The 25,209-nt window shown below is 64.6% G+C and carries 20 protein-coding genes, 1 rRNA gene, 1 pseudogene and 1 riboswitch; of the genes and pseudogenes, 11 read left to right on the top strand and 11 right to left on the bottom strand.

The window, feature by feature from the left end:
- Positions 1-9 precede the first annotated feature (9 nt).
- A complete protein-coding gene (locus ACVMDN_RS32815) occupies positions 10-606 on the bottom strand; it encodes a gamma-glutamylcyclotransferase (protein ID WP_057017872.1) in 597 nt (198 codons plus the stop codon).
- Positions 607-759: 153 nt separating this feature from the next.
- On the opposite strand from ACVMDN_RS32815, the gene ACVMDN_RS32810 reads away from it, so the two are divergent.
- The 4 genes and pseudogenes from ACVMDN_RS32810 (at position 760) to ACVMDN_RS32795 (ending at position 5,632) form a co-directional block, all read left to right on the top strand.
- Complete coding sequence (locus ACVMDN_RS32810; RefSeq protein ID WP_076827446.1) at positions 760-1,947, top strand: DUF2125 domain-containing protein; 1,188 nt, start codon at positions 760-762, stop codon at positions 1,945-1,947.
- Between the two features lie 286 nt (positions 1,948-2,233).
- Positions 2,234-3,802 (top strand): hypothetical protein, encoded by a 1,569-nt coding sequence (locus ACVMDN_RS32805; protein ID WP_244558796.1) that lies wholly within the window; start codon positions 2,234-2,236, stop codon positions 3,800-3,802.
- A gap of 239 nt (positions 3,803-4,041) precedes the next feature.
- Positions 4,042-4,548, top strand: coding sequence for a hypothetical protein (locus ACVMDN_RS32800; RefSeq protein ID WP_076827451.1), 507 nt, complete (start codon positions 4,042-4,044; stop codon positions 4,546-4,548).
- A 95-nt stretch (positions 4,549-4,643) separates the two neighbouring features.
- Positions 4,644-5,632, top strand: a pseudogene (locus ACVMDN_RS32795) (Bug family tripartite tricarboxylate transporter substrate binding protein).
- Between the two features lie 35 nt (positions 5,633-5,667).
- On the opposite strand, the gene ACVMDN_RS32790 reads toward ACVMDN_RS32795, so the two are convergent.
- The 5 genes from ACVMDN_RS32790 to ACVMDN_RS32770 all read right to left on the bottom strand — a co-directional run bounded on the left by ACVMDN_RS32790 (position 5,668) and on the right by ACVMDN_RS32770 (position 10,472).
- The gene (locus ACVMDN_RS32790) at positions 5,668-6,519 is read right to left on the bottom strand and encodes a hypothetical protein (RefSeq protein WP_141340956.1); all 852 of its coding nucleotides are present in this window, start codon (positions 6,517-6,519) and stop codon (positions 5,668-5,670) included.
- Between the two features lie 246 nt (positions 6,520-6,765).
- The gene (locus tag ACVMDN_RS32785; RefSeq protein WP_076827454.1) at positions 6,766-7,200 is read right to left on the bottom strand and encodes a VOC family protein; all 435 of its coding nucleotides are present in this window, start codon (positions 7,198-7,200) and stop codon (positions 6,766-6,768) included.
- Between the two features lie 289 nt (positions 7,201-7,489).
- On the bottom strand, positions 7,490-8,422 hold the full coding sequence (locus ACVMDN_RS32780) for a prephenate/arogenate dehydrogenase family protein (RefSeq protein WP_057017866.1): 933 nt from the start codon (positions 8,420-8,422) through the stop codon (positions 7,490-7,492).
- A 4-nt stretch (positions 8,423-8,426) separates the two neighbouring features.
- On the bottom strand, positions 8,427-9,524 hold the full coding sequence (gene hisC / locus ACVMDN_RS32775; RefSeq protein ID WP_076827513.1) for a histidinol-phosphate transaminase: 1,098 nt from the start codon (positions 9,522-9,524) through the stop codon (positions 8,427-8,429).
- A gap of 99 nt (positions 9,525-9,623) precedes the next feature.
- On the bottom strand, positions 9,624-10,472 hold the full coding sequence (locus ACVMDN_RS32770) for a chorismate mutase (RefSeq protein WP_038385298.1): 849 nt from the start codon (positions 10,470-10,472) through the stop codon (positions 9,624-9,626).
- 174 nt (positions 10,473-10,646) lie between these two features.
- Positions 10,647-10,726: riboswitch (SAM riboswitch) on the top strand.
- Positions 10,727-10,811: 85 nt separating this feature from the next.
- On the opposite strand from ACVMDN_RS32770, the gene metX reads away from it, so the two are divergent.
- Both metX and metW read left to right on the top strand, forming a co-directional pair.
- Positions 10,812-12,017 carry a homoserine O-acetyltransferase MetX gene (gene metX, locus ACVMDN_RS32765; RefSeq protein WP_076827455.1) on the top strand — a complete coding sequence of 402 codons (1,206 nt, stop codon included), beginning with the start codon at positions 10,812-10,814 and terminating at the stop codon, positions 12,015-12,017.
- Positions 12,014-12,679 (top strand): methionine biosynthesis protein MetW, encoded by a 666-nt coding sequence (gene metW, locus ACVMDN_RS32760; RefSeq protein WP_076827457.1) that lies wholly within the window; start codon positions 12,014-12,016, stop codon positions 12,677-12,679. Before metX ends, metW begins: the two co-directional genes overlap by 4 nt.
- Positions 12,680-12,770: 91 nt before the next feature.
- Here metW and ACVMDN_RS32755 read toward each other — a convergent pair whose 3' ends face one another.
- Positions 12,771-13,643, bottom strand: coding sequence for an alpha/beta fold hydrolase (locus ACVMDN_RS32755; RefSeq protein ID WP_076827459.1), 873 nt, complete (start codon positions 13,641-13,643; stop codon positions 12,771-12,773).
- 232 nt (positions 13,644-13,875) lie between these two features.
- On the opposite strand from ACVMDN_RS32755, the gene ACVMDN_RS32750 reads away from it, so the two are divergent.
- Positions 13,876-14,541: a TIGR02594 family protein gene (locus ACVMDN_RS32750; RefSeq protein WP_076827461.1), complete on the top strand. Its 666-nt coding sequence runs from the start codon at positions 13,876-13,878 to the stop codon at positions 14,539-14,541.
- Positions 14,542-14,582: 41 nt separating this feature from the next.
- On the opposite strand, the gene ACVMDN_RS32745 is transcribed toward ACVMDN_RS32750, so the two are convergent.
- Together ACVMDN_RS32745 and ACVMDN_RS32740 are read right to left on the bottom strand one after the other, a co-directional pair.
- Positions 14,583-15,374 carry an MOSC domain-containing protein gene (locus ACVMDN_RS32745; RefSeq protein ID WP_057017861.1) on the bottom strand — a complete coding sequence of 264 codons (792 nt, stop codon included), beginning with the start codon at positions 15,372-15,374 and terminating at the stop codon, positions 14,583-14,585.
- Between the two features lie 55 nt (positions 15,375-15,429).
- Positions 15,430-15,945 (bottom strand): GNAT family N-acetyltransferase, encoded by a 516-nt coding sequence (locus ACVMDN_RS32740; protein WP_076827463.1) that lies wholly within the window; start codon positions 15,943-15,945, stop codon positions 15,430-15,432.
- A 58-nt stretch (positions 15,946-16,003) separates the two neighbouring features.
- Here ACVMDN_RS32740 and ACVMDN_RS32735 point away from each other — a divergent pair, with 58 nt between their 5' ends.
- The 3 genes from ACVMDN_RS32735 (at position 16,004) to ACVMDN_RS32725 (ending at position 20,105) form a co-directional block, all read left to right on the top strand.
- Positions 16,004-16,567 (top strand): helix-turn-helix domain-containing protein, encoded by a 564-nt coding sequence (locus ACVMDN_RS32735; protein WP_076827465.1) that lies wholly within the window; start codon positions 16,004-16,006, stop codon positions 16,565-16,567.
- Between the two features lie 191 nt (positions 16,568-16,758).
- Entirely contained in the window at positions 16,759-19,410 is a 2,652-nt protein-coding gene (gene clpB / locus ACVMDN_RS32730; RefSeq protein ID WP_076827467.1) for an ATP-dependent chaperone ClpB, read from the top strand.
- Positions 19,411-19,790: 380 nt separating this feature from the next.
- Positions 19,791-20,105, top strand: a complete 315-nt coding sequence (locus ACVMDN_RS32725) for a hypothetical protein (RefSeq protein ID WP_141340954.1) — start codon at positions 19,791-19,793, stop codon at positions 20,103-20,105.
- A 15-nt stretch (positions 20,106-20,120) separates the two neighbouring features.
- Here ACVMDN_RS32725 and ACVMDN_RS32720 read toward each other — a convergent pair whose 3' ends face one another.
- Together ACVMDN_RS32720 and ACVMDN_RS32715 are read right to left on the bottom strand one after the other, a co-directional pair.
- A complete protein-coding gene (locus ACVMDN_RS32720; protein ID WP_057017856.1) occupies positions 20,121-20,378 on the bottom strand; it encodes a hypothetical protein in 258 nt (85 codons plus the stop codon).
- A gap of 94 nt (positions 20,379-20,472) precedes the next feature.
- Positions 20,473-22,536, bottom strand: coding sequence for a M23 family metallopeptidase (locus ACVMDN_RS32715; RefSeq protein ID WP_057017855.1), 2,064 nt, complete (start codon positions 22,534-22,536; stop codon positions 20,473-20,475).
- A gap of 1,008 nt (positions 22,537-23,544) precedes the next feature.
- Here ACVMDN_RS32715 and ACVMDN_RS32710 point away from each other — a divergent pair.
- Positions 23,545-25,033, top strand: a 16S ribosomal RNA gene (locus ACVMDN_RS32710).
- The last annotated feature ends 176 nt before the right edge of the window (positions 25,034-25,209 follow it).

Raw genomic sequence — 25,209 nt, 5'->3', positions numbered from 1 at the left:
GACGCAGCCTTACGCATCCCGGGCATCCTGCAGCGGGTGACGCGCCGCGTGGGCATCATGCAGCATCGTCGCTAGCTGGTGCAGCTGCGTGTCGCGAAAGCCCTGCTTCTCGATCGAGGCCACTGTCGAGAGCACATAGTCGCGGTTGTTGCCGGAGCGGCCATGGCCCTGCAGCACCAGGCGCTGCTGCTCGGCGAGCGACAGCCGCCCGGCATATTGCACATGACCGCGATCGACCACATAGGCCAGCGCGCTGACGCGCTCGCGCGCCGCATTCTCCAGCCACACCGAGCGCATCACCTCGCGATAGACGTTGGTGGTCTGCTCGCGTCCGCGCAAATAGGCGATGGTGTCGTGGCGCAGGCGGGCGGCGACGCGGAATGCGATGCCGCGGCAGGCGCCGCCGCGGTCGAGCCCGAGCACCAGGCCCGGCTTCTCCGGCGTGCCGCGGTGGTCGAACGAATAGACGCAGAGCGCGCGATGCTCGCCGATCAGCCGCGCCGGCACCTGTTCCAGGAACTCGAAGCCCGGCTTCCACATCAGTGAGCCATAGCCGAACACCCAGAGGTCGCCGTCGGTTTCGGAATGGGGAGGATTTGCTGACATCGCGCTGATGGGCTAGCAGAACGGGCCGTCGAAGCGAAGCGGATTCCGTGATGTTTCCAAGGCTTGCTGAAGGCTCGCTCAAGGGTTGCTCGGGGCTTGTTCAAGGCCCGCGGCCGCTTAGATTTTGACAAATTCGCCCGCCAAAGGACCTGCATGTCGGATCAGACCTCCGCCCCCCGCCGCCGCTCGCGCTTCGGCCTTTATGCCGTCCCCGTCGCGGTCCTGATCGCCGCGGTCGCATGGAGCGGCTTCTGGTTCTTCGCCGCCTCGCAGGTCGGCGTGCAGGCCGATGCCTGGCGCGCGCAGGAGGCGAAGGCCGGCCGGGTCTATGATTGCGGCGACCGTTCGGTGGCGGGCTACCCGTTCCGGTTCGAGGTCCGCTGCACCGATCCGAGCGTGATGCTGGTCTCGCAGACCGCCGCGCCGCAGATGGCGTTCGTGGCGCGGCTCGCCGAGATCCTGGTCGTGGCGCAGGTCTACGATCCCAAGCTCGTGATCGCCGAATTCAAGGGCCCGGCCACGATCGCCGAGCGCGGCGCGCAGCCGACGCTGTCGGTGAGCTGGAGCAAGGCACGCAGCAGCGTGGTCGGCCTGCCGGCGCCGCCGCAGCGCGCCTCGCTGGTGTTCGACGATCTCGCCATCGACCGCACCGGCGGCGCGGCGCCGGCGCCGCTGGCGCGGGTCAATCACATCGAGCTGCACGGCAGGCAGGTCGACGGCTCGGCGCCGGACAGTCCGGCGATCGAGGCCGTGCTGCAGATTGCCGGCGGCACCTTGCAGGAGGTGCATCCGCTGCTCGCCCAGCCGTTCAACGCCGACATCCATGCGCGGCTCAATGGCCTGAAGGATTTCTCGCCGAAACCCTGGCCCGATCGCTTCCGCGAGATCCAGGCCGCCGGCGGCAGCGTCGAGATCCAGCAGTCGCGGATCGAGCAGGGCGATGTGCTGTCGGTCGCGGCCGGCACGCTGCGCCTCAACGCGCAGGGTCGCATCGAGGGCGAATTGCAGATGACGGTCGCCGGCCTCGAGCGCGTCATCCCCGCGCTCGGCATCGACAAGATGCTGGAGGAGGGCGTGCCGCAGGCAACGCTTGATCGCGTCGCGCCCGGCGTGAAGAGCCAGGACCTCAGCAATCTCTTTGGCGCGCTGGATCGCGCCATCCCCGGCCTCGGCAAGGTGATCAAGCAGAACGCCAATGCCGGCATTTCCGCCGGCGTCAATTCGCTCGGCACCGAGGCTACCCTCGAAGGCAAGAAGGCGCGCAGCTTCCCGCTGCGCTTCGCCGACGGCGCGGTGTTCTTGGGGCCGCTGAAAGTCGCGCAGATTCCGCCGCTGTTCTGAGCGGATGGACGCTGCGGAAACATCCGTCATTGCGAGGAGCGATAGCGACGAAGCAATCCATGGCTCCGCATATGCCGCGCGATGGATTGCTTCGCTTCGCTCGCAATGACAGAGCTTACCGGTAAGGCCGCTCACTATCTCCTCGCGCGCTATCGTCGATTACCGCGATCTATTCCCGCCGCCGCGATGAGAAAAACGTGACCGGAATAATGCGCCCCGGCGCGAATATCACTCCCCGAGTACCGCTCTCTCGCCTGAGGAAGCAACCTCGTGTGGAGGAGAAGCGATGCGAATTCTCGGGGGAATTCTGCTCGGCAGCATGCTGCTGTCGGCAGGTCCGTCGTTGGCGGAGGACGATGCGTCCGAGCTGCGTGCGCTGAAGGCACGGCTCAAGCAGCTCGAGCAGAAAATGGAGACGCAGGCGCGCAAGGAGGAGGCGCTGGCCGCAAGACAGAACGCAATTCAGAACGCGCAGATGACGGCGAAGGCGCCGGTGCCGTTCGATCCCTGCGCATCGGGCAAGCTCTGCTACAAGGGCGTCACCTTCACCTTCGGCGGCTGGGTCGATCTCACCGGCATCTATCGCAGCCGCAACCTCGCCTCCGATTCGGGCTCGGTCTACAACTTCATCCCGTTCCCGCAGAGCAAGAACTACAACACCGGCGAGTCGCGCTTCACCGCGCGCCAGACCCGCTTCTCGGTGCTCGCCGAAGCCAACGCCACGGAGAACATCCACGTCGCCGGCTATGGCGAGCTCGATTTCGAGGGCGCGGCGCAGACCGCCAATTCGGTCGCGACCAATTCGTTCAATCCGCGGCTGCGGCAGGCCAGCATCGAGATCGACCGCAGCGATCTCGGCCTGCATGTCCTCGCCGGCCAATCATGGTCGCTGAACACGCCGAGCAAGGCCGGCATCGATCCGCGAGGCGCCGATACGCCGGGCGTGATCGATTTCGAGCTGGTGCCGGGCTTTCTCGGCGCGCGCCAACCCGGCGTCCGGGTCTGGCAGGATATCGGGCCGGAGTTCAAGCTCGCGGTCTCGGCGGAGAATCCGCAGACATCCTTTTTCGGCGGCAACAACCCGCTGGTCGGCACGCCGGCGGTTGGCCCGCAGGGCGTGCTCAATCCGAATCTGCTGGTCAATCTCACCGGTCCGGGCGGCAGCTTCTTCAACAGCCTGAACAATGTCAGCCTCAACCACGTTCCGGATTTCACCGTGAAGGGCGCGTGGGATCCGCGGCTCGGGCCCTACAAGCTGCATGTCGAGGCGTGGGCGCTCTACCGCGACTTCTATGATCGCTTCAACTTCGCCAATCACGACGTCAACACGGTCAGCTTCGGCGGCCACCTCTCGGCCGAGATCGTGCCGAAGCTGCTCGAGGTGCAGGCCTCCGCCTCCTACGGTGCGCTGGGCCGCTTCACCGCAACGCCATTCCCGGATGCAACCGTGCGCCAGGACGGCTCGATCCAGCCGCTGCCGATCACGGCTTTCCTGGTCGGCTCGGTCTGGCACACGACGCCGTCGCTCGATCTCTACGCCTATGCCGGGCTCGAACAGACCAAGGCGACCTTCTCCAATGTCGGCACGGTGCCGTTCGGCTACGGCAATCCGCTCTACAACAACCTCGGCTGCAACATCGAGAACTCGCCGGCCGCGACCTGCAACGGCAACACTTCGGAGGTGAGGCAGTACACCGCGGGCTTCTACGACACGATCTTCAAGGGCTCCTACGGCACCATCAAGGCCGGCGCGCAATATTCCTACACCCAGCGCTTCGCCTTCCAGGGTGTCGGCGGCGCGCCGAAGACCGACGACCACATCGTCATGACCCAGATCCGCTACTACCCGTTCTAGGGCGTGACGATGTCATTTCGAGCCGAGCTACGAACTCTGGTTACCTCGCCCCGCGCGCGGGGAGAGGTCGGAGCGCATCGTTAGATGCGCCCCGGGTGAGGGGGAGCCTCCGCAAACGTTGCTATCACCATCCATGCGGAGACGGCCCCTCACCCCAACCCTCCAAGAGCACGCTTCGCTTGTCTCGACCCCGTAAGAACGGGGAGAGGGAGTGCACCACCGGCAAAGGAACACCGCACATGAGGATCGTGACCAGACCGAAGCAGAGGGCCGTGATCGCGCGCGAACTGATGATGGTCAGCCGCGCCGCGCATGTGCTGCAGCGAACTGGCCTCGCGATGGCCGGTGCCATGGCCGGCACCTTCGTCGCCGCCCAGCTCGCCAAGGGCCATGTCGCTGTCTTCGGCACGCTCGGCTTCATCGCGACGACGATCGTGATCGGTGCAGTCGGCTTCTATCTCGGCATCGATGTTCCCAAGCCGGTGATGCGCGGCACGGGTCGCATCGATGCCGTCGAGCTGATGAGCGCGGGCGGCATCTTCCTTGCCGCGCTGGCTGCGCTGGTGTCGGTCTACGGCATCGTGTTCGACGAGATTCCGCCGCGCGCCTGGGAGTTCGTGATCGGCACCTGGTGGTTCGGCGGCGGCATCATGCTGGCGACCGCCGGTCTCGTCGGCCGTCAGCGGCTGGCGAACGCCGCCGCGATGTCGACGCGGCCGATCCGGGATCAACGGCTGCGGCGGTGAGCACGGTCGCAGACCTGCGGCCCGCTGCGCCAATCTGTGCCGTAGCTGCGATCGGCCGATGCGATACCCTCACCAAAAAATCGGGGAGGGACTTCATGCCAGCGAAATTCACCCGCCGTCACGTCATCGCTGCCGGAACCGCGGCCGCTGCGATGCCCTTCCTGCCGCGCGGCGCCTCGGCGCAAGCCGCCTGGCCCTCGCGGCAAATCCGCATGATCTGCAGCTACCCCGCCGGCGGGCAGACCGATCTCCTGGCACGCGCCTTCGGCGAATTCATCGCAAGGCAAGTCGGGCAAACCGTCGTCATCGAGAACAAGGCGGGCGCCTCGGGCTCGATCGGCGCCGCCGAGGTGGCGCGCGCCGCGCCTGACGGTCACACCATCCTGTGCTCGATCTCGACCACTTACGTGATGAACCGCGCGATGATGAAGAACCCCGGCTACGACATGGACAAGGATCTGACGCTGGTCAGCGTGATCCCGGGCGCCGGGCTGCTGCTGGTCGCGAGCCCGAAATTGGGCGTCAAGACACTGGCGGAATTCGTCGCCTATGCGCGCAGCAGCGGCAAGGTGAATTTCGGCACCTATAGCGCGGGCTCCGCGCCGCACATGACGATCAACGAGCTCAACAAGCAGTATGGCCTCACCATCGAGCCGATCCACTATCGCGGCGAAGCACCGATGTGGACCGGGCTCGCGGAAGGTACGCTCGATGTCGCGATGGGCAGCTACACCGCCGCGCAAACCGTCCTGCAAAGCGGTCGCGGCGTCGTTTTTGGGGTGCATTCGAAGAAGGTCGACGCGATCCCCGAGATCAGGACGCTGCCCGAGCAGGGCGCGACGTCGAAGTTCTTCACCGTGAGCGGTTCTCGGGCTGGGCACTGCCGAAGGCGACGCCGCAGCCGATCGTCGATCGGCTGTCGGAGATTTGCGTCGCCGCCAATAACGATCCGAAGGTGAAGGAGGTGCTCGCGACCTTCGTGCTGGAGCCCGCGATCGGCTTCAAGGACAGCAATGCGCTGTATCAGCGTGAATTGCCGGTCTGGATGGAGGCCGCGCAGTCACTCGGCCTGCCGCCGGCTTGAAGCGATCCGGAACTGAAGGATGGCTGCATCGACGGTCACCATTCGTCGTAGAACCACTCCCTCGGGATACGAGGCCGCGCTCTTGCGTATGGCGGGATAGACGTCCGCTCGGGCTTGCGCGCGGCCGGCGCCGGCTGCGTCGGAGCCGGTGACGCCTTCGGCTCGGAAACCTTCGCGAGCGCTCGTTTCATTTCTTCTTGGCTCGCCTTGAGTTCCTCAATGGCTTTGGAGCTCTCGCGGGCCATCTGTTGCTGGTTCGCCTTTAGTTGCTCGATATTTCGCTCAACATTTGCGAGGTCGCGTGCGATCGTTTGCAGCAGCTGCGTCTGATCGGGAAGGGCTGTGTTGGCCGTCGGCGCGGCGTCCTGCGGTGGTGCGGTCTGAGGCAACGGCGTCGCTTGGGGCGGAGCGGCGTCTGCCGCGGCGACCTGAACGGCAGGTGGAGCGGGCTGCGCCGGAGGCTGCGGATCATCCGGCGGCAATGCTGGAGTTGAAACGAGCTGCGGCGCCCAACGGGCGACAAGCAGCTTGGCTTCCCCGCCATATGACGACTGCAAAGCCAGGGCAGCGACCACGATACATGCTGCCACCGACAAGGCGGTGAGGGCGCGGAATACCGGTCTTCCGGGCCGCGATTGCGAGGCAAGTCCGGAAGAAGCAGGGCTGGGCCCGGAAGAAACGGGGTTGGGTCCGACCGAGGGCGGGTTTGGCTTTGCCGACGGGTGGGACGCGGCATCGCGCTCCATTCTTGCGAGCTGTTCACTCAAGCGCGTGAGTTCTTCATCGGCGCGCGCAATCTGCTTTTGGGCTTCCGCGAGTCGTTCGTCGGCGCGCGCGCTCGGGCTATCGTTCGATCCAACTGGGTTCGGAGTGGGCGTGGAGTTCATTGACGTTTCCCTTTCCGTCCAATGTCACCCAAGAGTGCCGACTCGGCTATCCGTCAGGGGCGATCAGCCTCCAGCACTCCCTTCAGTCTTGTCTAAAGAATGGCCGGATGATAGCGCGCCCGAGGTCTCGTGATAATGGGGCGGGATATTGGCCCGGGCTAGCCGAAGATCGGGTCCGCTCGGGTCAAAAGCCGACATCATTCTGCGCCGCTTGGGGCAATGCAAACGGCCCTGGCCAGCGTAGTCTCAGGCGTCCCGCTGGACCAACTCGAAGGTGATGCCCTCCGGGCCCTCGAACAGCCGGAGCTTCCGGCTGATGTAGTCCATCACCTCGCTCAGCATGGTGACACCGTTGGCCACCAGGTGCGCGGTGGCCGCCTCGATGTCGTCGACGCGGAAGGCGAGGTGATTGAAGCCCAGCTTTCGCAGATTGGTCGGGTGCATCCCCGGATCGGTCCCCGGGAGCGGGTCGAACTGAAGCAGCTGGATTTCGAAATCCGCTCCTTCGAGTGCGAGGGTGATGTGCTGCGCTCTCATGGCCGGCATGCCCATGTACCGGGCGGGAACGCCGCCGTCGATGGTCGCGACGTGAGTCTTCTTGAAGCCGAGCAGCGCGAAGAATTCGATCGCCGGGCCGGCATCTGCCACTGCGATAGTCACATGATCCGGACTGAGTATCATCTGATCGCTCCCTGTCATCAGCGACGCGCCGGCTTTCCTGCTGGAGGCTATCAGCTCGCTCCGTCCGCCGGTAGGCGGGTCGGCCCTGCGGCGACACAATCCGACGGGCAACTCCAATTGTAGGATGGGTAGAGCGAAGCGAAACCCATCGATTTAAGCCCGCGGCGCCAATGATGGGTTTCGCTGCATCGTTGCGCGAAGCTGAAACGACGAGTCCCGTCAACCACACCCGCCGCGGAGTATGGGTCCCGGCTTTCGCCGGGACGACGAATGGAAAGAGTCGCCCCGGCTACTTCTCCAAATTCGCATGCGGCCGGCCGAAGTCGGGTGCGGCGGAGTCCTGGCCGGTCTCGACGATGCCGCGGCGGATGGCGCGGGTGCGGGTGAAGTGGTCGAACAGCGCTTCGCCGTCGCCGCGCCGGATCGCGCGGGTCAGCTTCGACAGATCCTCGTTGAAGGTGCCGAGCATCTCGAGCACGGCGTCCTTGTTGGCGAGGAATACGTCGCGCCACATCGTCGGGTCCGAGGCCGCGATGCGGGTGAAGTCGCGGAAGCCGCCGGCGGAGAATTTGATGACCTCGGATTCCGTCACCTGCGCCAGCTCGTCGGCGGTGCCGACGATGGTGTAGGCGATCAGATGCGGCAAATGGCTGGTGATCGCGAGCACGAGGTCATGATGGTCGGGCGTCATGATCTCGACCTTGGCGCCGAGCGCGGCCCAGAACGTTCGCAATCGGTCGGTCGCCGCGGGATCGGTGCCTTCGGGCGGGGTGAGGATGCACCAGCGGTTGATGAACAGCTCGGCGAAGCCGGAATCCGGCCCCGAATGCTCGGTGCCGGCCACCGGATGCGCCGGGACAAAGTGGACGCCGTCAGGCAGATGCGGCGCCATGTCCTTGACGACGGCGCCCTTCACCGAGCCGACGTCGGAGATGATCGCGCCGGGCTTCAGATGCGGCGCGATCTCAGCGGCGACCGGGCCGCAGGCGCCGACCGGGATGCAGAGGATGACGAGGTCGGCATCCTTCACCGCCTCGATGTTGGTCTCGACGACGCGATCGACGATGCCGAGTTCGGCGACGCGCGCACGCGTCTTCTCCGAGCGCGCGGTGGTCACGATCTCGCCGACCAGCCCTTGCGCGCGCGCGCCGCGCGCGATCGAGCCGCCGATCAGGCCGAAGCCGATCAGCGCGATGCGTTGGAAGAGCGGGGCGGTGGTCACGATGTCACTTTCCGGCCAGGAAGTCGCGCAGCCCCTCGACCACGAGGCGGTTGGCCTCCTCGGTGCCGATGGTCATGCGCAGCGCATGCGGCAGCTTGTAATTGTTGAGTGCGCGCAGCACGAGGCCGCGCCGTGTGAGATAGGCGTCGGCTTCCGCCGCGGTCTTGCCCTTGTCGGTCGGGAAATGGATCAGCACGAAATTGGCGACGCTCGGCGTCACCTTCAGCCCGAGCTTGCCGATCTGCTCGGTCAGCCAGTTGCGCCATTGTTCGGTGTGGGTTCGCGACATCTGCACATGCGCCGAGTCCTCGATCGCCGCCACCGCCGCCAGCATCGCCGGCGTCGTGACGTTGAACGGACCGCGGATACGGTTGCAGGCATCGACGATATGCGCCGGCCCGAACATCCAGCCGATCCGCAGCGCCGCAAGGCCGTGGATCTTCGAGAAGGTGTGCGTCACCACCGTGTTGTCCGTGGTCGCGACCAGCTCGATGCCGAGCTCGTAGTCGTTGCGCGAGACGTAGTCGGCATAGGCGGCGTCGAGCACCAGCAGCACATGCGACGGCAGCGCGGCGCGCAGCCGTTTGACCTCGTCGAACGGGATGTAGGTGCCGGTCGGATTGTTCGGGTTGGCGAGCCAGACCAGTTTCGTGCGCGGCGTCACCACCTTGAGTATGGCGTCGACGTCGGCCGTGAAATTGGTCTCGGCCGCGATCACGTTCCTGGCGCCGTTCGCCATGGTGGCGATCGGGTAAACCAGGAAGCCGTGGGTGGTCGAGATCGCCTCGTCGCCGGGCGCGAGATAGGTGTGCGCCAGCAGGTTGAGGATTTCGTCGGAGCCGGCGCCGCAGATGATGCGGTCGGGATCGAGCCCGTAGGCGCGGCCGATCGCCTCGCGCAGCACGCGTGAGGTCCCCTCCGGATAGTCCTCGAGATGGTCAGCCGCCGCCTTGTAGGCCGCGATCGCCTTCGGAGACGGCCCGAACGGCGTCTCGTTGGCGGACAGCTTGAACACTTTGCGGCCCGGTTCCGGCACCGGGCTCTTGCCGGGCGTGTAGGGCGCAATATCGAGGATGCCGGGGTTCGGCACGGGGCGGGACATCATCAACTCCGAACAGAGCGTTTTCGAGCGAAGTGGATACCGGTTCGCGTGAAGAAAACGCGTCAAAACAAAAGCCTGGACGGGCGGCTGGCTCTTACTTCAGGTCCTGGCCGATCCGTTAGAGGGCACCGTATAGCGCGTTGCGTGGCTGCCGACGAGGGCCGACGAGCGGACCGAGGCGCCGGCCTTGATCAGGGCGAGCTTGATGGCCTCGAAATCGTGTCCGGTGACCGAGACCAGGAGCGCCGCGCCGTCGAAAGCGGTGTCGGGGACCGCGACGATCTCGGCGAGCGGCGCAAGCGCCCGGGCGACATCGGCGTTCCAGCCGGAGACGCGCACGCTCCAGGTCTGCACTTCGGTGACCATGGCGTCGTCGGCGACCCGCGAGATCACGAACACCGGCAGCGCGGCGGGATGGTCGGCGCGTTCGAGGAACGGCAGCCGCGCGATGATCTTCGGCGCGCCACTGGCCTCGAGCGCATTCCACCACGGCGTACGGCTTGCGATCGCGGAGACCAGCGCGAGGTCGCCCTTCGACTTCGCCACCGCCTCGACCGCGGCCTGTGCGCTGAAATGCGACACGTAAGGCACCACGAAGCCGAAGTGAAACCGCGCCGAGTCGCGCATGGCCGACTCGCCGACCGAAACATCGGCATGCACCGCGAACGGCGCCTGCACATAGGTGAAGGTCGAGATGATGACGCGCCAGATGCTCTCGATGGTGTCGAGCGGCAGGATGCCGCGATGACGCCGCACCAGCTCGCGCATCATGCTGGCCTCGCGTGCCGGGCGGAATGCCGAGCCGACCTCCTGGGTCTTCTTGACCTGGATCAGGCGGTCGATGATGTCGCCGCGCGCCATCAGCAGGCGGTGTACCTGCTCGTCGATCGCATCGATCTCCTTGCGCAGATCCTGCAGCGAGGGCGGCGACGGGGGTGGGTTGGACATGCTCTCAAACCTTGTCGTCGGGGCGGCCCGGTGCCGCGTCGGACAGGGTCCCTGATTAGGAAAGACGGGCAGCGAAAGCAAAGAGAAACGTCGCAGGCGTGCCTTGCGCATTCGGTTAACCAATTGGCCGTGGGCAGGGCTGTCTTGACGGCGGGGGGCGTGGGGACTACGTTCCCTGCGTCCCGTGGTCATTTGAGCCGGCCGGCTTGCAGCCACGTTAAACAACTCGCTAAACAGGCCGGGGACCTTATCAGCTCCCGGCCGAACCTTTGTTCAGGCCGGGTTTTTTATTGGCCTGAGGTCCGTCGAGCCCTCCCGCGCGGAGGCAGGGTCGCCTAGATGAGCAACGTGCGTCCGATACCGAGCCCACAAACCCCGAGCGATGATCGCGCCCATGAGGCCGACCATCCGTCGTCATTGGTGGCGAAGTTCGGGATGGACCAGCCGCTCAAGCTCGATTGCGGCGTCGATCTCGCACCATTCCAGATCGCCTACCAGACCTATGGCGAGCTCAATGCCGACCGCTCCAACGCGATCTTGGTCTGCCACGCGCTGACCGGCGATCAGCATGTCAACAACATCCATCCCGTCACTGGCAAGCCCGGCTGGTGGGAGACCATGGTCGGCATCGGCCGGCCGATCGATCCCGACAAGTACTTCATCATCTGCTCCAATGTGATCGGCGGCTGCATGGGCTCGACCGGCCCTGCGTCGTTGAACCCCGCGACCGGCAAGGTGTGGGGACTCGATTTCCCGATCATCACCATCCCCGACATGGTGCGTGCGCAGGCGATGCTGATCGATCGTCTCGGCATCACGACGCTGTTCTGCGTGGTCGGCGGCTCGATGGGCGGCATGCAGGTCCTGCAATGGACCGCGGCCTATCCGGAGCGCGTGTTCTCGACGCTCGCGATCGCCTGCTCGACGCGCCACTCGGCGCAGAACATCGCGTTCCACGAGCTCGGCCGCCAGGCCGTGATGGCCGATCCGGACTGGCGCGGCGGCCGCTATGTCGACGAGGACACCCATCCGCACCGCGGATTGGCGGTGGCGCGGATGGCCGCGCACATCACCTATCTCTCGGACGCCGCGCTGCACCGCAAGTTCGGACGGCGGATGCAGGACCGCGAGCTGCCGACCTTCTCGTTCGATGCGGATTTCCAGGTCGAGAGCTATCTGCGCTACCAGGGCTCGTCCTTTGTCGAGCGCTTCGATGCCAACTCCTATCTCTATCTGACCCGCGCGATGGACTATTTCGACATCGCCGCCGACCACAACGGCGTGCTGGCGAAGGCGTTCACCGGCATCCAAACGCGGTTCTGCGTGGTGTCGTTCACCAGCGACTGGCTGTTTCCGACCTCGGAATCGCGCGCGCTGGTGCATGCGCTGAACGCGTCGAGCGCGCGGGTGTCGTTCGCCGAGATCGAGACCGACAAGGGGCACGACGCCTTCCTGCTCGACGTGCCCGAATTCCTCGAGATCTCCCGTGCCTTCCTGCTGGCCGCAGGCAAGGCGCGCGGCCTGAAGGACGGCGGCCGGTCATGAGCATGCAGCAGACATTGCCCTTGCCGGGTATCGCGCCGGAGCGGACCGGCGGCTATCGCACCGATCATCTGTTGGTCGCCGACATGGTGCGGCCGGGCTCGCGCGTGCTCGATGTCGGCTGCGGCGACGGCGAATTGCTGCAACTGCTGGAAAGCCGCGGCATCGACGGCCGCGGCATCGAGCTGTCGCGCGAGGGTGTCAATGGCTGCGTCGCCAAGGGGCTCGCGGTGGTGCAGGGCGATGCCGACACCGACCTCGTCAATTATCCGGATGATGCGTTCGACTACGTGATCCTGTCGCAGACCTTGCAGGCGACGCGACAGCCCAAGGTGGTGCTGGAAAATCTGCTGCGCATCGGCCAGCGCGCCATCGTCTCGTTCCCGAATTTCGGGTTCTGGAGGATGCGGCTGCAGCTGTTGATCGGGGGCCACATGCCGCGCACCGAGAATTTGCCGGCGAGCTGGTACGACACCTCGAACATCCACTTCTGCACCATCAAGGATTTCGTGCAGCTCTGCGAGGAGATCAACGTCAAGATGGAGCGCGCGGTGGCGCTCGATCTCTACGGCCGTCCGGTGCCGCTCAACCTGCCGTGGTGGGTGTGGAACATGTTCGGCGAGCAGGGCGTGTTCCTGCTCAGCCGGGGTGGGCAGGGGAAGTGACGTCATGGCGTCATTCCGGGGCACGCGAAGTGTGAACCCGGAATCTCGAGATTCCGGGTTCGATGCTGCGCATCGCCCCGGAATGACAGGACTACACCGGCGCCGCCACCAGCGACCGCGGATCGCGTACCGGCCAACGGCCGGCCTCGACCAGCGCGATGAAGCGCTCGACCATCTCGTTGAACAGCGCCGGCTCCTCGAGGTTGAGCACGTGGCCCGACTTCGGGAAGAACGAGAGGCCGGCGGCCGGCAGATGCTGCTTCAGGAACATGCTGGGCGCGATGCAATTGTCGTCCTCGTCGCCGCACAGGATCAGCGCCGGCGTCGCGGCGCGCTTGATGGCGTCGGTCATGGTGTAGATCGAGGGCCTGCCGCCCTGGAAGCTGCGCATCGTGTTGGCTGAGCCTCTGGCGTCGTGGCGGGCGAGCGCGGCGTAGAAATCGGCGTGGCCGCGCGGATCCTTGACCAGGAACGGAATCCGGCTCGGCGCTTCGCGCGTCACCTTGGCGACCTCGACCGCGCCGATGCTCTCGTATTGCTCGGCATTGGCACGGCACTGCGCGCGGAAGGCATCGAGATGCTCGAGGCTTGAGCCGGAGCCGACCGCGGCCAGCGTCATCGACAGCGCGCGCTCCGGCGCGTTGAGGGCGATCTGCAGCGACGAATAGGAGCCCATCGAGAGCCCGACGAAATGCGCCTTGGCGATGCCGAGATGGTCGAGCACGGCGAGCGCGTCGGTATAGAAGTGCTGGTAGGTGTAAACGTCGGCACTCGCAGGCACGTCGGACGGCGTGTAGCCGCGCGCCGAATAGGCGATGCAGCGGTGGCCGCGCGCGAAGTAGCGCATCTGCGGCTCCCAATTGGTGTGATCAGCGGCGAACTCGTGCAGGAAGATGATCGGGGTTCCGCTGCCGGCCTCTTCGAAGTGGAGGCGGACATGATCTTTCGTCGTGGCGTAGGGCATTGAAATTCTCCTCTCGTTGGCCGCCTCCAGATTTGCAGTTAATTTTCGAGGCCGCAATGCGGCAGTTCCGGTTCCTTTCTCGTCATCGAATCATCGCGGAATGACCAAGAAATTGGTCCCGCAGTGCCGCATGAAATCTTCCTCGCGCCATCCCGATTTTCAAAACCACCCGCCGTGTTCCCCCGGGAACGCGACGGGGAATTGGGGGGCGTTACAGAGGATCTAGTGAAGTATGGTTCAGTTGCTTGCGTGTCGCCGGTCACTTCGTGTTTTGGCGCTGGCTCTGTGTTCGCTCACTCTCGCCGTGATCTCCGCCGCACCGGCATCCGCCCGTCCGCATCATTCCCGTCACGCGCATTCGGCCCATGCCGGCCATCACGCGCGTCATTATGCCCGTCATCACTATCGGCCCGCAGCGCGGCTGTCGCGCGCCGAGCGCCGCGCACTCGCGCAGCCGGGCGGGATCATCGAAACCAACGCAGCGCCGTTGCCCGGCAGCGCTGACCCCGTGCCCAACACGGGCGGCGTGATTGCGGCAAGCGGCTTCGGCTCGTCCGGCATCGTGGCCGAGGCGCGCCGCTATCTCGGCGGCAATCCGACCGGCCGCTCCAGCCTGTGGTGCGCCCGCTTCATGAACATGGTGCTGCAGCACACCGGCCATCGCGGCACCGGCTCCGACATGGCGAGCTCGTTCGCCAAATACGGCACGCGCGTTTCGGGACCGCAGGTCGGCGCCATCGCCGTGATGAGCCGCCGCGGCGGCGGCCATGTCGGCATCATCACCGGCGTCGATGCCAAGGGCAATCCGATCATGATCTCGGGCAACAGCGGCCACCGCGTCCGCGAGACGCGGGTCTCGCGCGGCCGCATCTACGCCTATGTGATGCCGACCAACTGATCGCTCGAAAGCGGGCGGGGCGCGCACGCGCCTTGCCCGGCCTACGACGCTACAGGTCCCTCAGCGGCAATCGTGTCGCCGACGGCGGCGCCGCCATCGCTGATGATCTCGGCATAGATGCCGCACTCATTGTTGCCGAAACGCTGCATCAGCGTGTTCGGCACCGAGAGGTCGCGCGCGCCGGTGTCGGGATCGACATTGACCGCGGCGCAGCGGGTGATGCGCTTCACCACCCTGGCCCGGGCGCTGCCGATCGCGATGGTCTGGTCGAGCAGGCTGGCTTCATGCCAGGCCGGCCAGCCTTCGACATAGAGGTTGGCGCGGAAGCGCAGCGGATGGACCGGCGCCTGCACCATCTCCTCGATCGCCCGCAGGCTGGCCAGATTGATGATCGAGACCACCTTGCGCGGCACATCGGAGAAACTGTGCCCGGGGCTGACCAGCACCTTGGGCGGGCCCTTGATCTGGCCGGTATGACGATTGGCGAAATAGCGTTCGATCGCCGCGCGGCCTTCCGCGGTCTCGAGGTCGCCCTGGGCCACCATCGCGCCATCCCGGCGCAGCGTCAGCACATGGCTGTCATCGTCGAAATGGGCGCGCAGCGGCGCCAGCCACTCGTCCCGCTGCAGCATCAGGAAATGCGGCTTCGGCAGCCATTTCGGCACCGAGGGATCGAAACCGCTCGGGCCGTTCTCGATCGCATAGCGGCGATCGGAGCGGAGCGTCTCGCCGGCCTTGAGCTCTGCGTGCGGCAGCGGCTCGGGCGTGAGACCCTTGACGGGGTAGCGATAGATGCCGGTGATCCGGGCAGAGGAAGCGTGCGTGTTGTCCATTCGCCCGCTCTAGCCTGTTTGGCGTGCGAGGAGAACTGCCGCCCGCGGGAAGGTACTAGTCGGCGCGCGCCGCTCCAGGAGCGTCCAGCAGGCGTTGCATGAACACGAGATCGAGCCAGCGGCCGAATTTGCGTCCGACCTCCGGCATCCGGGCGACCTCGACAAAGCCGGCCCGCGCGTGCAGCCGCAGCGAGGCGAGATTGCCGCCGTCGATGCCGGCGATCATGACGTGCTTGCCGAGCGCGGTGGCCGCGGCGATCAGCTCGTCGACGATGATCCGGCCGAGGCCGCGGCCGCGATGATCGGCATGGATATAGACGCTGTGCTCGACGCTGTAGCGGTAGCCCGGGAAGGCCCGGAAGTCGCCGAATGTGCCGTAGCCGAGCACCGTCGTCCCCTCGACGGCCACCAGCACGGGATAGCCCAGAGCCAGCCGCGCCGTCATCCAGGCCAGCCGCTCGGCCTCGGAATCCTGCTTCTCCGTCCAGATCGCATTCGAGTTGGCGACCGCCTCGTTGAAGATCGCGGTAATCGCAGGGATGTCCTGCTCTGTGGCGGGGCGGATAATCATCGGTGGTTCCTTGACGGGCCTCTTGAACGGATCCCCATCGTCTATTATATAAGACGATATGTCAATTATAGAGGACAAGGCCGATGAGGCTCTCGGGCGGCGGGTTCGCGCCGAACGGGAGGGCCGCGGCTGGTCGCTGGCGGACCTCGCCGGGCGGGCGGGCGTGTCCAAGGCCATGCTCAGCAAGATCGAGCGGGCGGAGGCAAGCCCGACGGCGGCGACGCTGTCGCGGATCGCCACGGCCTATGGCCTGACCATGGCCGCGCTGTTCGAGGTTGCCTCACGAAATTCCCGCCTGCAGCGGGCCAAGGATCAGCCGGTGTGGCGAGATCCGAAGGCGGCCTATCTGCGGCGGCAAGTGTTCCTGCATCCGGCCAATCCGCTGGAGCTGGTGGAGATCGAACTGCCTGCGAGGCAGGAAGCCGGCTTCCCCGCCAGCGCCTATCACTTGGTCCGCCAGGTGGTCTGGGTGATCAGCGGCCGCCTCACCTTGATGGAAGGAGCGGAGCGCCACGAGCTCGCTGCGGGCGACCGCGTCGAGCTCGGTCCGCCGTCGGACATCGTCTTCCGTAACGAAACCGCTCAGCCTTGCCGCTACCTTGTCGCCATCGTGCGGCGCTGAGCTTCACCGGGCGAAATCGCAGGCTGTGGCTCTTCCGTTTTGGAACCAAGTGCCCACATCTGCGGCAAGCCTGAAAAATGATGGCGACGACCAGAGGCTGGTTGAGGAACGTCAACGCGGCCCGCGGAAACCCAATGAAGATGCCGGAACCATGCCTGAATGGGTGGTGACGGCAGGCCGAGGGAAAACGAATGAACATTGAGAAGTACACCGAGCGCGCGCGCGGATTCATCCAGTCTGCCCAGTCGCTCGCAATGCGCGACGGTCACCAGCAGTTCTCGCCGCTGCATCTGTTGAAGGTACTGCTGGACGACAATGAGGGGCTCGCCGGCGGTCTGATCGACCGTGCCGGCGGCAATTCCGGAGCGATCCTGAAAGCGACCGAAGAGGCGCTGAACAAGCTGCCGAAGGTCTCGGGCAATGGCGCCGGACAGGTCTACCTGTCGCCGGAGCTGGCGCGCGCCTTCGATGCGGCGGAACAGGCCGCCGACAAGGCCGGCGACAGTTTTGTCACCGTCGAGCGGCTGCTGCTCGGGCTCACGCTCGAGAAGGGCAGCGAGGCGGCCTCGATCCTGAGCAAGGGCGGCGTCACGGCGCAGAACCTGAACGCGGCCATCGAAGCGCTGCGCAAGGGCCGCACCGCCGACAGTGCGACCGCCGAGAACGCTTACGACGCGCTGAAGAAATATGCCCGCGACCTGACCCAGGCTGCGCGCGACGGCAAGCTCGACCCGGTGATCGGCCGCGACGAGGAGATCCGCCGCACGATTCAAGTTCTGTCGCGGCGGACCAAGAACAATCCCGTCCTGATCGGTGAACCCGGCGTCGGCAAGACCGCCATTGTCGAGGGCCTGGCGCTGCGCATCCTCAATGGCGACGTGCCGGAGAGCTTGAAGGACAAGAAGCTGCTGTCGCTCGACATGGGCGCCTTGATCGCCGGCGCGAAATATCGCGGCGAGTTCGAGGAGCGGCTGAAATCCGTGCTGCAGGAGGTCTCGTCGGCCGAGGGCGGCATCATCCTGTTCATCGACGAGATGCACACCCTGATCGGCGCCGGCAAGACCGACGGCGCAATGGACGCGTCCAACCTCCTGAAGCCTGCGCTCGCGCGTGGTGAGTTGCACTGTATCGGTGCGACCACGCTCGACGAGTACCGCAAGCATGTCGAGAAGGATGCGGCGCTGGCTCGCCGGTTCCAGCCGATCTATGTCAGCGAGCCGACGGTCGAGGACACCATCTCGATCCTGCGCGGCCTCAAGGACAAATACGAGCAGCATCACGGCGTGCGCATCACCGACTCCGCGCTGGTGGCCGCGACCACGCTGTCGAACCGCTACATCACCGACCGCTTCCTGCCGGACAAGGCCATCGACCTGATGGACGAGGCGGCGGCGCGGCTGAAGATGCAGGTTGATTCGAAGCCGGAAGAGCTCGATTCGCTCGATCGCGACATCATCCGGCTGAAGATCGAGCAGGAGGCGCTGAAGAAGGAGAACGATGCCGGCTCCAAGAGCCGCTTGCAGACCCTGGAGAAGGAACTCGCAGGGCTCGAGGAGCGATCGACGGCGCTGACGGCGCGCTGGAGCGCGGAGAAGAACAAGCTCTCCAATGCCCAGAAGCTGAAGAGCGAACTCGACGCGCTCCGCGTTGAGCTGGCCAATGCGCAGCGTCGCGGCGAATTCCAGAAGGCGGGCGAACTGGCCTATGGCCGGATTCCCGAGCTGGAAAAGAAGCTCGCCGACATCGAGGCGCAAGCGAACAGCAAGCCGAGCGGCGGCGAGATGATGGAGGAGGCGGTCACCGCCAACCACATCGCGCAGGTCGTCTCGCGCTGGACCGGCGTGCCGGTCGACAAGATGCTCGAGGGCGAAAAGGACAAGCTCCTGAAAATGGAGGACAGTCTCGCCAAGCGCGTCGTCGGCCAGGCTGAAGCCGTGCGTGCGGTGGCAACCGCCGTGCGCCGTGCCCGCGCGGGCCTGCAGGATCCGAACCGGCCGACCGGCTCGTTCATGTTCTTAGGCCCCACCGGCGTCGGCAAGACCGAGCTGACCAAGGCGCTCGCCGCTGACCTGTTCAACGACGAGACCGCGATGGTCCGCCTCGACATGTCCGAGTTCATGGAGAAGCACTCGGTCTCGCGGCTGATCGGCGCGCCTCCCGGCTATGTCGGCTACGACGAGGGCGGTGCCCTGACCGAAGCCGTGCGGCGCCGGCCCTACCAGGTCGTGCTGTTCGACGAGATCGAGAAGGCGCATCCCGACGTCTTCAACGTGCTGTTGCAGGTGCTCGATGACGGCCGCCTGACCGATGGTCAGGGCCGCACCGTCGACTTCCGCAACACGCTGATCATCATGACTTCGAATCTCGGTTCGGAGTTCCTGGTGAATCAGCCGGAGGGCGAGGACACCGCGGCGGTCCGCGATCAGGTGATGGGCGTCGTGCGGGCGCATTTCAGGCCGGAATTCCTGAACCGCATCGACGAGATCATCCTGTTCCACCGCCTGCAGAAGAGCGAGATGGGCCGTATCGTCGAGATCCAGTTCGCGCGGCTGACCAAGCTGCTCGAGGATCGCAAGATCGAGCTCACGCTGGACCCCAAGGCGCGGGACTGGCTCGCGGAGAAGGGCTGGGATCCGGCTTACGGCGCCCGCCCGCTGAAGCGGGTGATCCAGCGCAGCGTGCAGGATCCGCTGGCCGAGATGATCCTCGCCGGCGAGGTCAAGGACGGCGATCATGTCGTGATCTCGGAGAAGGGCAACGTGCTGACCTTCAACGGTCAGGTGCCCAAAACCGCCGAGATCGTGCAGTTCGAGGCCCCGGTCTCGAAGCGCAAGCTGAACTGAGCGTTTCGATAGCGAAACCGGATGCGGCCTGGCGACAGGCCGCATCCATCGCCATGACATCGGCGGGCCGCATGCGACGGAGTTCCTGTTCGGCGGCCGGTTTTGTGAGCCCGAATTAATGAAACCGCCTCGGGACGGCGTTCGTTTTCATCCTGATGATCGGCTGGCGTGGCAAACGTCCCGCGCAGCTGCAAAGGGAAGTATTCGGTCCGAATCGCATCGCTGATTCGCGCGCCGCCTTGCATCATCCTGCAAAGCCACACCTCCGGTCGCCCTCAGCAGCAGGCGAATTGCATGAGCAGAGACCTCATTGCCCATAACCGGCCCGTCTATGACGATCTTCATCCCCGCGTCTACGGCGTAGCCGCCGGTGGTTCGCGGTGGCGGCATGGATATTGTTCGACCGTCAGGACGACGTCGAGCTGTCGCTGATGTTCGTCAGCGTATCGCTGTTCGTCGCGGTGCTGTTGCCGTGGGTGCTTTCGCTGATCCGGCAGAAATACGACGATCGGCACAACCTGCATCAGCGGTCGATTCCGTTCCGGGAGTGGCGGACCGGCGAATTCGCGGTCTGGGGCAGCACGATCAACAGCACCCATGCCACCATCGACATGCTGCTCCCGCTCGCATCCGTGGCGTTCGGGCTGACCGCGATCGGGATCGTGTTCCTGATCTGCGCCAGCCTCGCGCCGTAAATCTTGCCGGACCCGTCATTCCGGCGGGGCGATGGGCGGTGACGGCTCGTCGTCCTCGCCGGGCTCGAGTTCGGACAGGATATCGACCAGCTCGCGGGCGCGGCCGGTGGCCAGCGGCTTGCCGGCATTGATCAGCGGCTCGTCATTGGCGAGCCAGGCTTGCGCCTCGGCAAGCTCGGTGATCGTCGCCCCCGACGCGATAATCCTCGCGATCGTGACGTCGTCGGCGGAGCCGACGGCCTTCAGCACATCGTCGCGGGTGAGGCTTGCCATGCGCGCCTCCTCTGCAAGGTTTACCTAAGCGGACAAAGCCTGACGGGCGCGGATGGTTCCGGATGGAACGGCTTCCTGAGCGAGGTTTCCGCCGTCAGCGGTTGGTGGTGGAGCGCGTCTGCGACGTGGAACTGGTGGCGTCCGAGACGATTCGCGAGCTGCCGCGGCTGGACATCTGGGCCTCGATCCGGTCGCGCTCCTTCTCGAAGTTCGCCAGCATCGGGCCTTCGAGCGAACGGCCGCGCGGCAGCTTCACGCGCATCGGGTCGACGAATCGGCCGTTGACCAGGATTTCGTAGTGGACGTGCGGGCCGGTCGACTGGCCGGTCGAGCCGACGAAGCCGATCACCTGGCCCTGCCGCACCTTCTTGCCGATCTCCATGCCCTTGGCGAAGGCCGACATGTGGCCGTAGGCGGTCTCGTAGCCATTGGCATGCTTCATGCGGATATATTTGCCGTAACCGCCCTCGTATCCGACCTTCTCGAGCACGCCATTGCCGGACGCGAAGATCGGCGTGCCGTAGGCGGTGGCCCAGTCGACGCCGGTGTGCATCTTCACATAGCCGAGGATCGGGTGGCGGCGGCCGCCGAAGCCCGAACGCATGATCGCGTTGTTGACCGGCTTGCGTACCAGGAACTTCTTCGCGCTCTTGCCGGTCTCGTCATAGTAGTCGACGAGGCCGTCGTCGGAGCTCTGGAATCGGTAGTATTTCTTGGTTTCGCCGCCCACGGTCAGCGCGGCGTAGAGCACTTCGGTCTTTTCGGTGCTGGTGACGCCCTCGTCCTCGCCGGCAAAGAACACGTCGAACGAGTCGCCGGGCTGGACCTTGCGCTGGAAATCGACGTCGTAGGAGTAGATCTTGACCATGTCTTCGATGACGGTCGGCGGCACCTTGTTGCGCAGCGCGGTCTCGTAAATGCTCTGATAGAGCCGCACGCCGCTGCCATCATCCTCGTCATCGTCGCTGGAATTGTCGGCGGTCTCGGTGACGGTGTTCATGCTCTGCACGTCGACGGCAACGTATTTGCCGAGATCGGACAGCGCAGCGACGGCCTCGATGACGGATTCGTTGGCGACGATCACGCGATAGGGCTGCAGCCTGACATTCGGTCCGGGCGCGGCCGGCGCCATCAGGATCCGTACCTTCTGGCCTTCCTTCAGGCCGCCCTCGCGGCCACGCGGGCCGAGCGTTGCGGCGATCGCCTTCGCCTCGTCGGGCGTTGCGCCCTGATCGCGCAGGATCGAGGTGATGCTGTCGCCCTTCCTGACGAGGTGAACCCGCTCGCCGACCGGATTGCCGCCGGTGACCTGCTCTTTGGTCTTCGGCAGCAGGGTGACGTTTTCCGGCACCACGCGGGTCTCGAAGCCGGCATAGGGATCGGAGGTGTTGCCCTCGGTGGCGTAGGCCATCCTCATGTCGGGGCCGGCGCCGCTCGCGTCAGCCGCGGCATTGGCGAGTGAAGCGTAGCGCACCGAGCCGCCGGAGCCGCGCCAGTTGGCGGCGTCGCGGACCCGCATCAGCACGTCGTCGAGCGCGACGACCGCGGCGAGCTTGGCTTTCGGCAGCACGGAGCCGAGATCCTTGGTGACGAACGAGACCTCGGCGTCGGGCTCGGCCGCCGCATTCGGATCCTCGGCCGCCGCCGGCGTGTCGGAGCCGACATCGGTCAAGAGACGCTGCGCGTTGAACGCAGGGATTTTTGCCGACAGGTCGCTCGTGGTCATCGAGAGATTGCCGGAAATTCGGATGAAGGGCCGCACCCGCATCACGTCGCGATTGCCGACGCGGGTCACGGTCGACACGCGCACCAGGCTGCGGGAGGCGGAGGATTCGCTGGGCGGCGGCAGGCGGTCACCCTTGTGCAGGCTGACGACGCGATCGTTGCCGGTGAACGCGCCGCGGAGCGCGCCTTCGACACGCTCCGGCACCTTGGCGAAGGTCATCTCGCCGTCGAGCGACGCAAAAACGGCGCCGCCGATCAGGGCCGCGCCACATAGTCCAGTCAGAATGGTGCCGCTAAACCATTGGACGGAGACACGGCGACGGTCGATCACCGCGGCCTCGGTGCCGTCGACTGAAAGCGGCGGCTCGTGACCGAGATCGATCATCCCGGTCTCGCGCCCAATTCCGCTTCCGCGTGACGCCCGTTGGCTCAACCCGATATCCCCCCAAATTCCAGCAACTGCGATCGACCTCAGCTCGTCCTCGTCCCCACCTTGATCCCCCGAAGAGGAATCGCGGCAGTGTGGCGAGCCACACGCATCGAATTCGAGAAGCCGATGGCCATTAGCTAGCCGCGATCTCGAACGTCAATGGTGTGCAGATCTCTCGATGTTGCTCGGCCGCGAAGGGAAGAGGCGACGGATTTTTGGAGAAAATCGCCTGGTCCCCCAGAAAAACCGCCCCAGCCCCCACAGGTTACGAGCGGTTCAATGCATTCGTTATAGCCAGAACGTCGCAGGATTGTGGCTCAAGTGCGGCATTTGAGGTGGAAAAGCTTCCCTGAAAGCAGGTCGATGCGCGCCGCCCGGCCCCGGGGCGGTCGGAACCCGTTTTGGAGGGCCTCACGGGCCGCCCGGCGACGAACTTTTTTTAAAGTTTTTTGCCGCGTGGGCTGGGCGGCGAATTTTTACCTCCGACCTAAGCCACGGAAAGCACGAGAATTTCTTCGCACTGCACAAGCGATTTGGGCGTGCGACGATTCGTTGACAATGGCCGTTGACAATCCCGAGGGGTGCGGACTATAAACCAACCACTGAGCGCGGCGCCGCCGGGTCACTGACCAAGGCGAGCGAACGCGCCACTGATGCTCCTCACTTCGATGAGTGACACAACAGCCGACATAAATCGGTTGAAGTTCACCGTCGGCCGGTGAAGGGTAGAACCACCCTCCAAGGGTGTGGGGTCATCGGATCCCGGGCTGTTTGACAAGTGAAGATGAAGAAAGAGAAACGTGGACGGCGGAGTCCTTGCGTCTCTCGGAATACTTGAAAGCTTCGGCTTTTGACTTCTGAGAGTGGACGAAAGACTTCGGCGGTACACGTTTTAAAGGTTACACCATCGCTGCCAACGATGTGAATCGCAGGCGGCTCGTTGACTTCGGTCGACGAAGAATGGTGGGACCTCGTCAAACGTTGTGATCAGCCGGTTCAAGGTTTCAAGTCCAACTTGAGAGTTTGATCCTGGCTCAGAGCGAACGCTGGCGGCAGGCTTAACACATGCAAGTCGAGCGGGCATAGCAATATGTCAGCGGCAGACGGGTGAGTAACGCGTGGGAACGTACCTTTTGGTTCGGAACAACTGAGGGAAACTTCAGCTAATACCGGATAAGCCCTTACGGGGAAAGATTTATCGCCGAAAGATCGGCCCGCGTCTGATTAGCTAGTTGGTGAGGTAATGGCTCACCAAGGCGACGATCAGTAGCTGGTCTGAGAGGATGATCAGCCACATTGGGACTGAGACACGGCCCAAACTCCTACGGGAGGCAGCAGTGGGGAATATTGGACAATGGGCGCAAGCCTGATCCAGCCATGCCGCGTGAGTGATGAAGGCCCTAGGGTTGTAAAGCTCTTTTGTGCGGGAAGATAATGACGGTACCGCAAGAATAAGCCCCGGCTAACTTCGTGCCAGCAGCCGCGGTAATACGAAGGGGGCTAGCGTTGCTCGGAATCACTGGGCGTAAAGGGTGCGTAGGCGGGTCTTTAAGTCAGGGGTGAAATCCTGGAGCTCAACTCCAGAACTGCCTTTGATACTGAAGATCTTGAGTTCGGGAGAGGTGAGTGGAACTGCGAGTGTAGAGGTGAAATTCGTAGATATTCGCAAGAACACCAGTGGCGAAGGCGGCTCACTGGCCCGATACTGACGCTGAGGCACGAAAGCGTGGGGAGCAAACAGGATTAGATACCCTGGTAGTCCACGCCGTAAACGATGAATGCCAGCCGTTAGTGGGTTTACTCACTAGTGGCGCAGCTAACGCTTTAAGCATTCCGCCTGGGGAGTACGGTCGCAAGATTAAAACTCAAAGGAATTGACGGGGGCCCGCACAAGCGGTGGAGCATGTGGTTTAATTCGACGCAACGCGCAGAACCTTACCAGCCCTTGACATCCCGGTCGCGGACTCCAGAGACGGAGTTCTTCAGTTCGGCTGGACCGGAGACAGGTGCTGCATGGCTGTCGTCAGCTCGTGTCGTGAGATGTTGGGTTAAGTCCCGCAACGAGCGCAACCCCCGTCCTTAGTTGCTACCATTTAGTTGAGCACTCTAAGGAGACTGCCGGTGATAAGCCGCGAGGAAGGTGGGGATGACGTCAAGTCCTCATGGCCCTTACGGGCTGGGCTACACACGTGCTACAATGGCGGTGACAATGGGATGCTAAGGGGCGACCCTTCGCAAATCTCAAAAAGCCGTCTCAGTTCGGATTGGGCTCTGCAACTCGAGCCCATGAAGTTGGAATCGCTAGTAATCGTGGATCAGCACGCCACGGTGAATACGTTCCCGGGCCTTGTACACACCGCCCGTCACACCATGGGAGTTGGTTTTACCTGAAGACGGTGCGCTAACCGAAAGGGGGCAGCCGGCCACGGTAGGGTCAGCGACTGGGGTGAAGTCGTAACAAGGTAGCCGTAGGGGAACCTGCGGCTGGATCACCTCCTTTCTAAGGATGATCCTTCAGATCAGCTCACGCTATCTATCGGATCGTTTTAGAAACATTCAGGGGCCAACAGTTTCAGGATTGTTGAGCTCCATTGGCGGGATTTCGCCGTCTTCGTTTCTCTTTCTTCGCGGACGAACACGCGCCAGGGGCTGAGCGCTGTGCGATGTACCGACTTC

This window comes from Bradyrhizobium sp. USDA 4510 (genome assembly GCF_054059095.1).
The sequence above is the reverse complement of the archived record's forward strand: the minus strand, read 5'-3'. Positions and strand labels throughout refer to the sequence as shown.

Excerpts from the sequence above, each read along its gene's own strand:
- ACVMDN_RS32815 (WP_057017872.1), bottom strand. The coding sequence starts at position 606 with ATGTCAGCAAATCCTCCCCATTCCGAAACCGACGGCGACCTCTGGGTG.
- ACVMDN_RS32810 (WP_076827446.1), top strand. The coding sequence starts at position 760 with ATGTCGGATCAGACCTCCGCCCCCCGCCGCCGCTCGCGCTTCGGCCTT.
- ACVMDN_RS32805 (WP_244558796.1), top strand. The coding sequence starts at position 2,234 with ATGCGAATTCTCGGGGGAATTCTGCTCGGCAGCATGCTGCTGTCGGCA.
- ACVMDN_RS32800 (WP_076827451.1), top strand. The coding sequence starts at position 4,042 with ATGAGGATCGTGACCAGACCGAAGCAGAGGGCCGTGATCGCGCGCGAA.
- ACVMDN_RS32790 (WP_141340956.1), bottom strand. The coding sequence starts at position 6,519 with ATGAACTCCACGCCCACTCCGAACCCAGTTGGATCGAACGATAGCCCG.
- ACVMDN_RS32785 (WP_076827454.1), bottom strand. The coding sequence starts at position 7,200 with ATGATACTCAGTCCGGATCATGTGACTATCGCAGTGGCAGATGCCGGC.
- hisC (WP_076827513.1), bottom strand. The coding sequence starts at position 9,524 with ATGTCCCGCCCCGTGCCGAACCCCGGCATCCTCGATATTGCGCCCTAC.
- ACVMDN_RS32770 (WP_038385298.1), bottom strand. The coding sequence starts at position 10,472 with ATGTCCAACCCACCCCCGTCGCCGCCCTCGCTGCAGGATCTGCGCAAG.
- metX (WP_076827455.1), top strand. The coding sequence starts at position 10,812 with ATGAGCAACGTGCGTCCGATACCGAGCCCACAAACCCCGAGCGATGAT.
- metW (WP_076827457.1), top strand. The coding sequence starts at position 12,014 with ATGAGCATGCAGCAGACATTGCCCTTGCCGGGTATCGCGCCGGAGCGG.
- ACVMDN_RS32755 (WP_076827459.1), bottom strand. The coding sequence starts at position 13,643 with ATGCCCTACGCCACGACGAAAGATCATGTCCGCCTCCACTTCGAAGAG.
- ACVMDN_RS32750 (WP_076827461.1), top strand. The coding sequence starts at position 13,876 with ATGGTTCAGTTGCTTGCGTGTCGCCGGTCACTTCGTGTTTTGGCGCTG.
- ACVMDN_RS32745 (WP_057017861.1), bottom strand. The coding sequence starts at position 15,374 with ATGGACAACACGCACGCTTCCTCTGCCCGGATCACCGGCATCTATCGC.
- ACVMDN_RS32740 (WP_076827463.1), bottom strand. The coding sequence starts at position 15,945 with ATGATTATCCGCCCCGCCACAGAGCAGGACATCCCTGCGATTACCGCG.
- ACVMDN_RS32735 (WP_076827465.1), top strand. The coding sequence starts at position 16,004 with ATGTCAATTATAGAGGACAAGGCCGATGAGGCTCTCGGGCGGCGGGTT.
- clpB (WP_076827467.1), top strand. The coding sequence starts at position 16,759 with ATGAACATTGAGAAGTACACCGAGCGCGCGCGCGGATTCATCCAGTCT.
- ACVMDN_RS32720 (WP_057017856.1), bottom strand. The coding sequence starts at position 20,378 with ATGGCAAGCCTCACCCGCGACGATGTGCTGAAGGCCGTCGGCTCCGCC.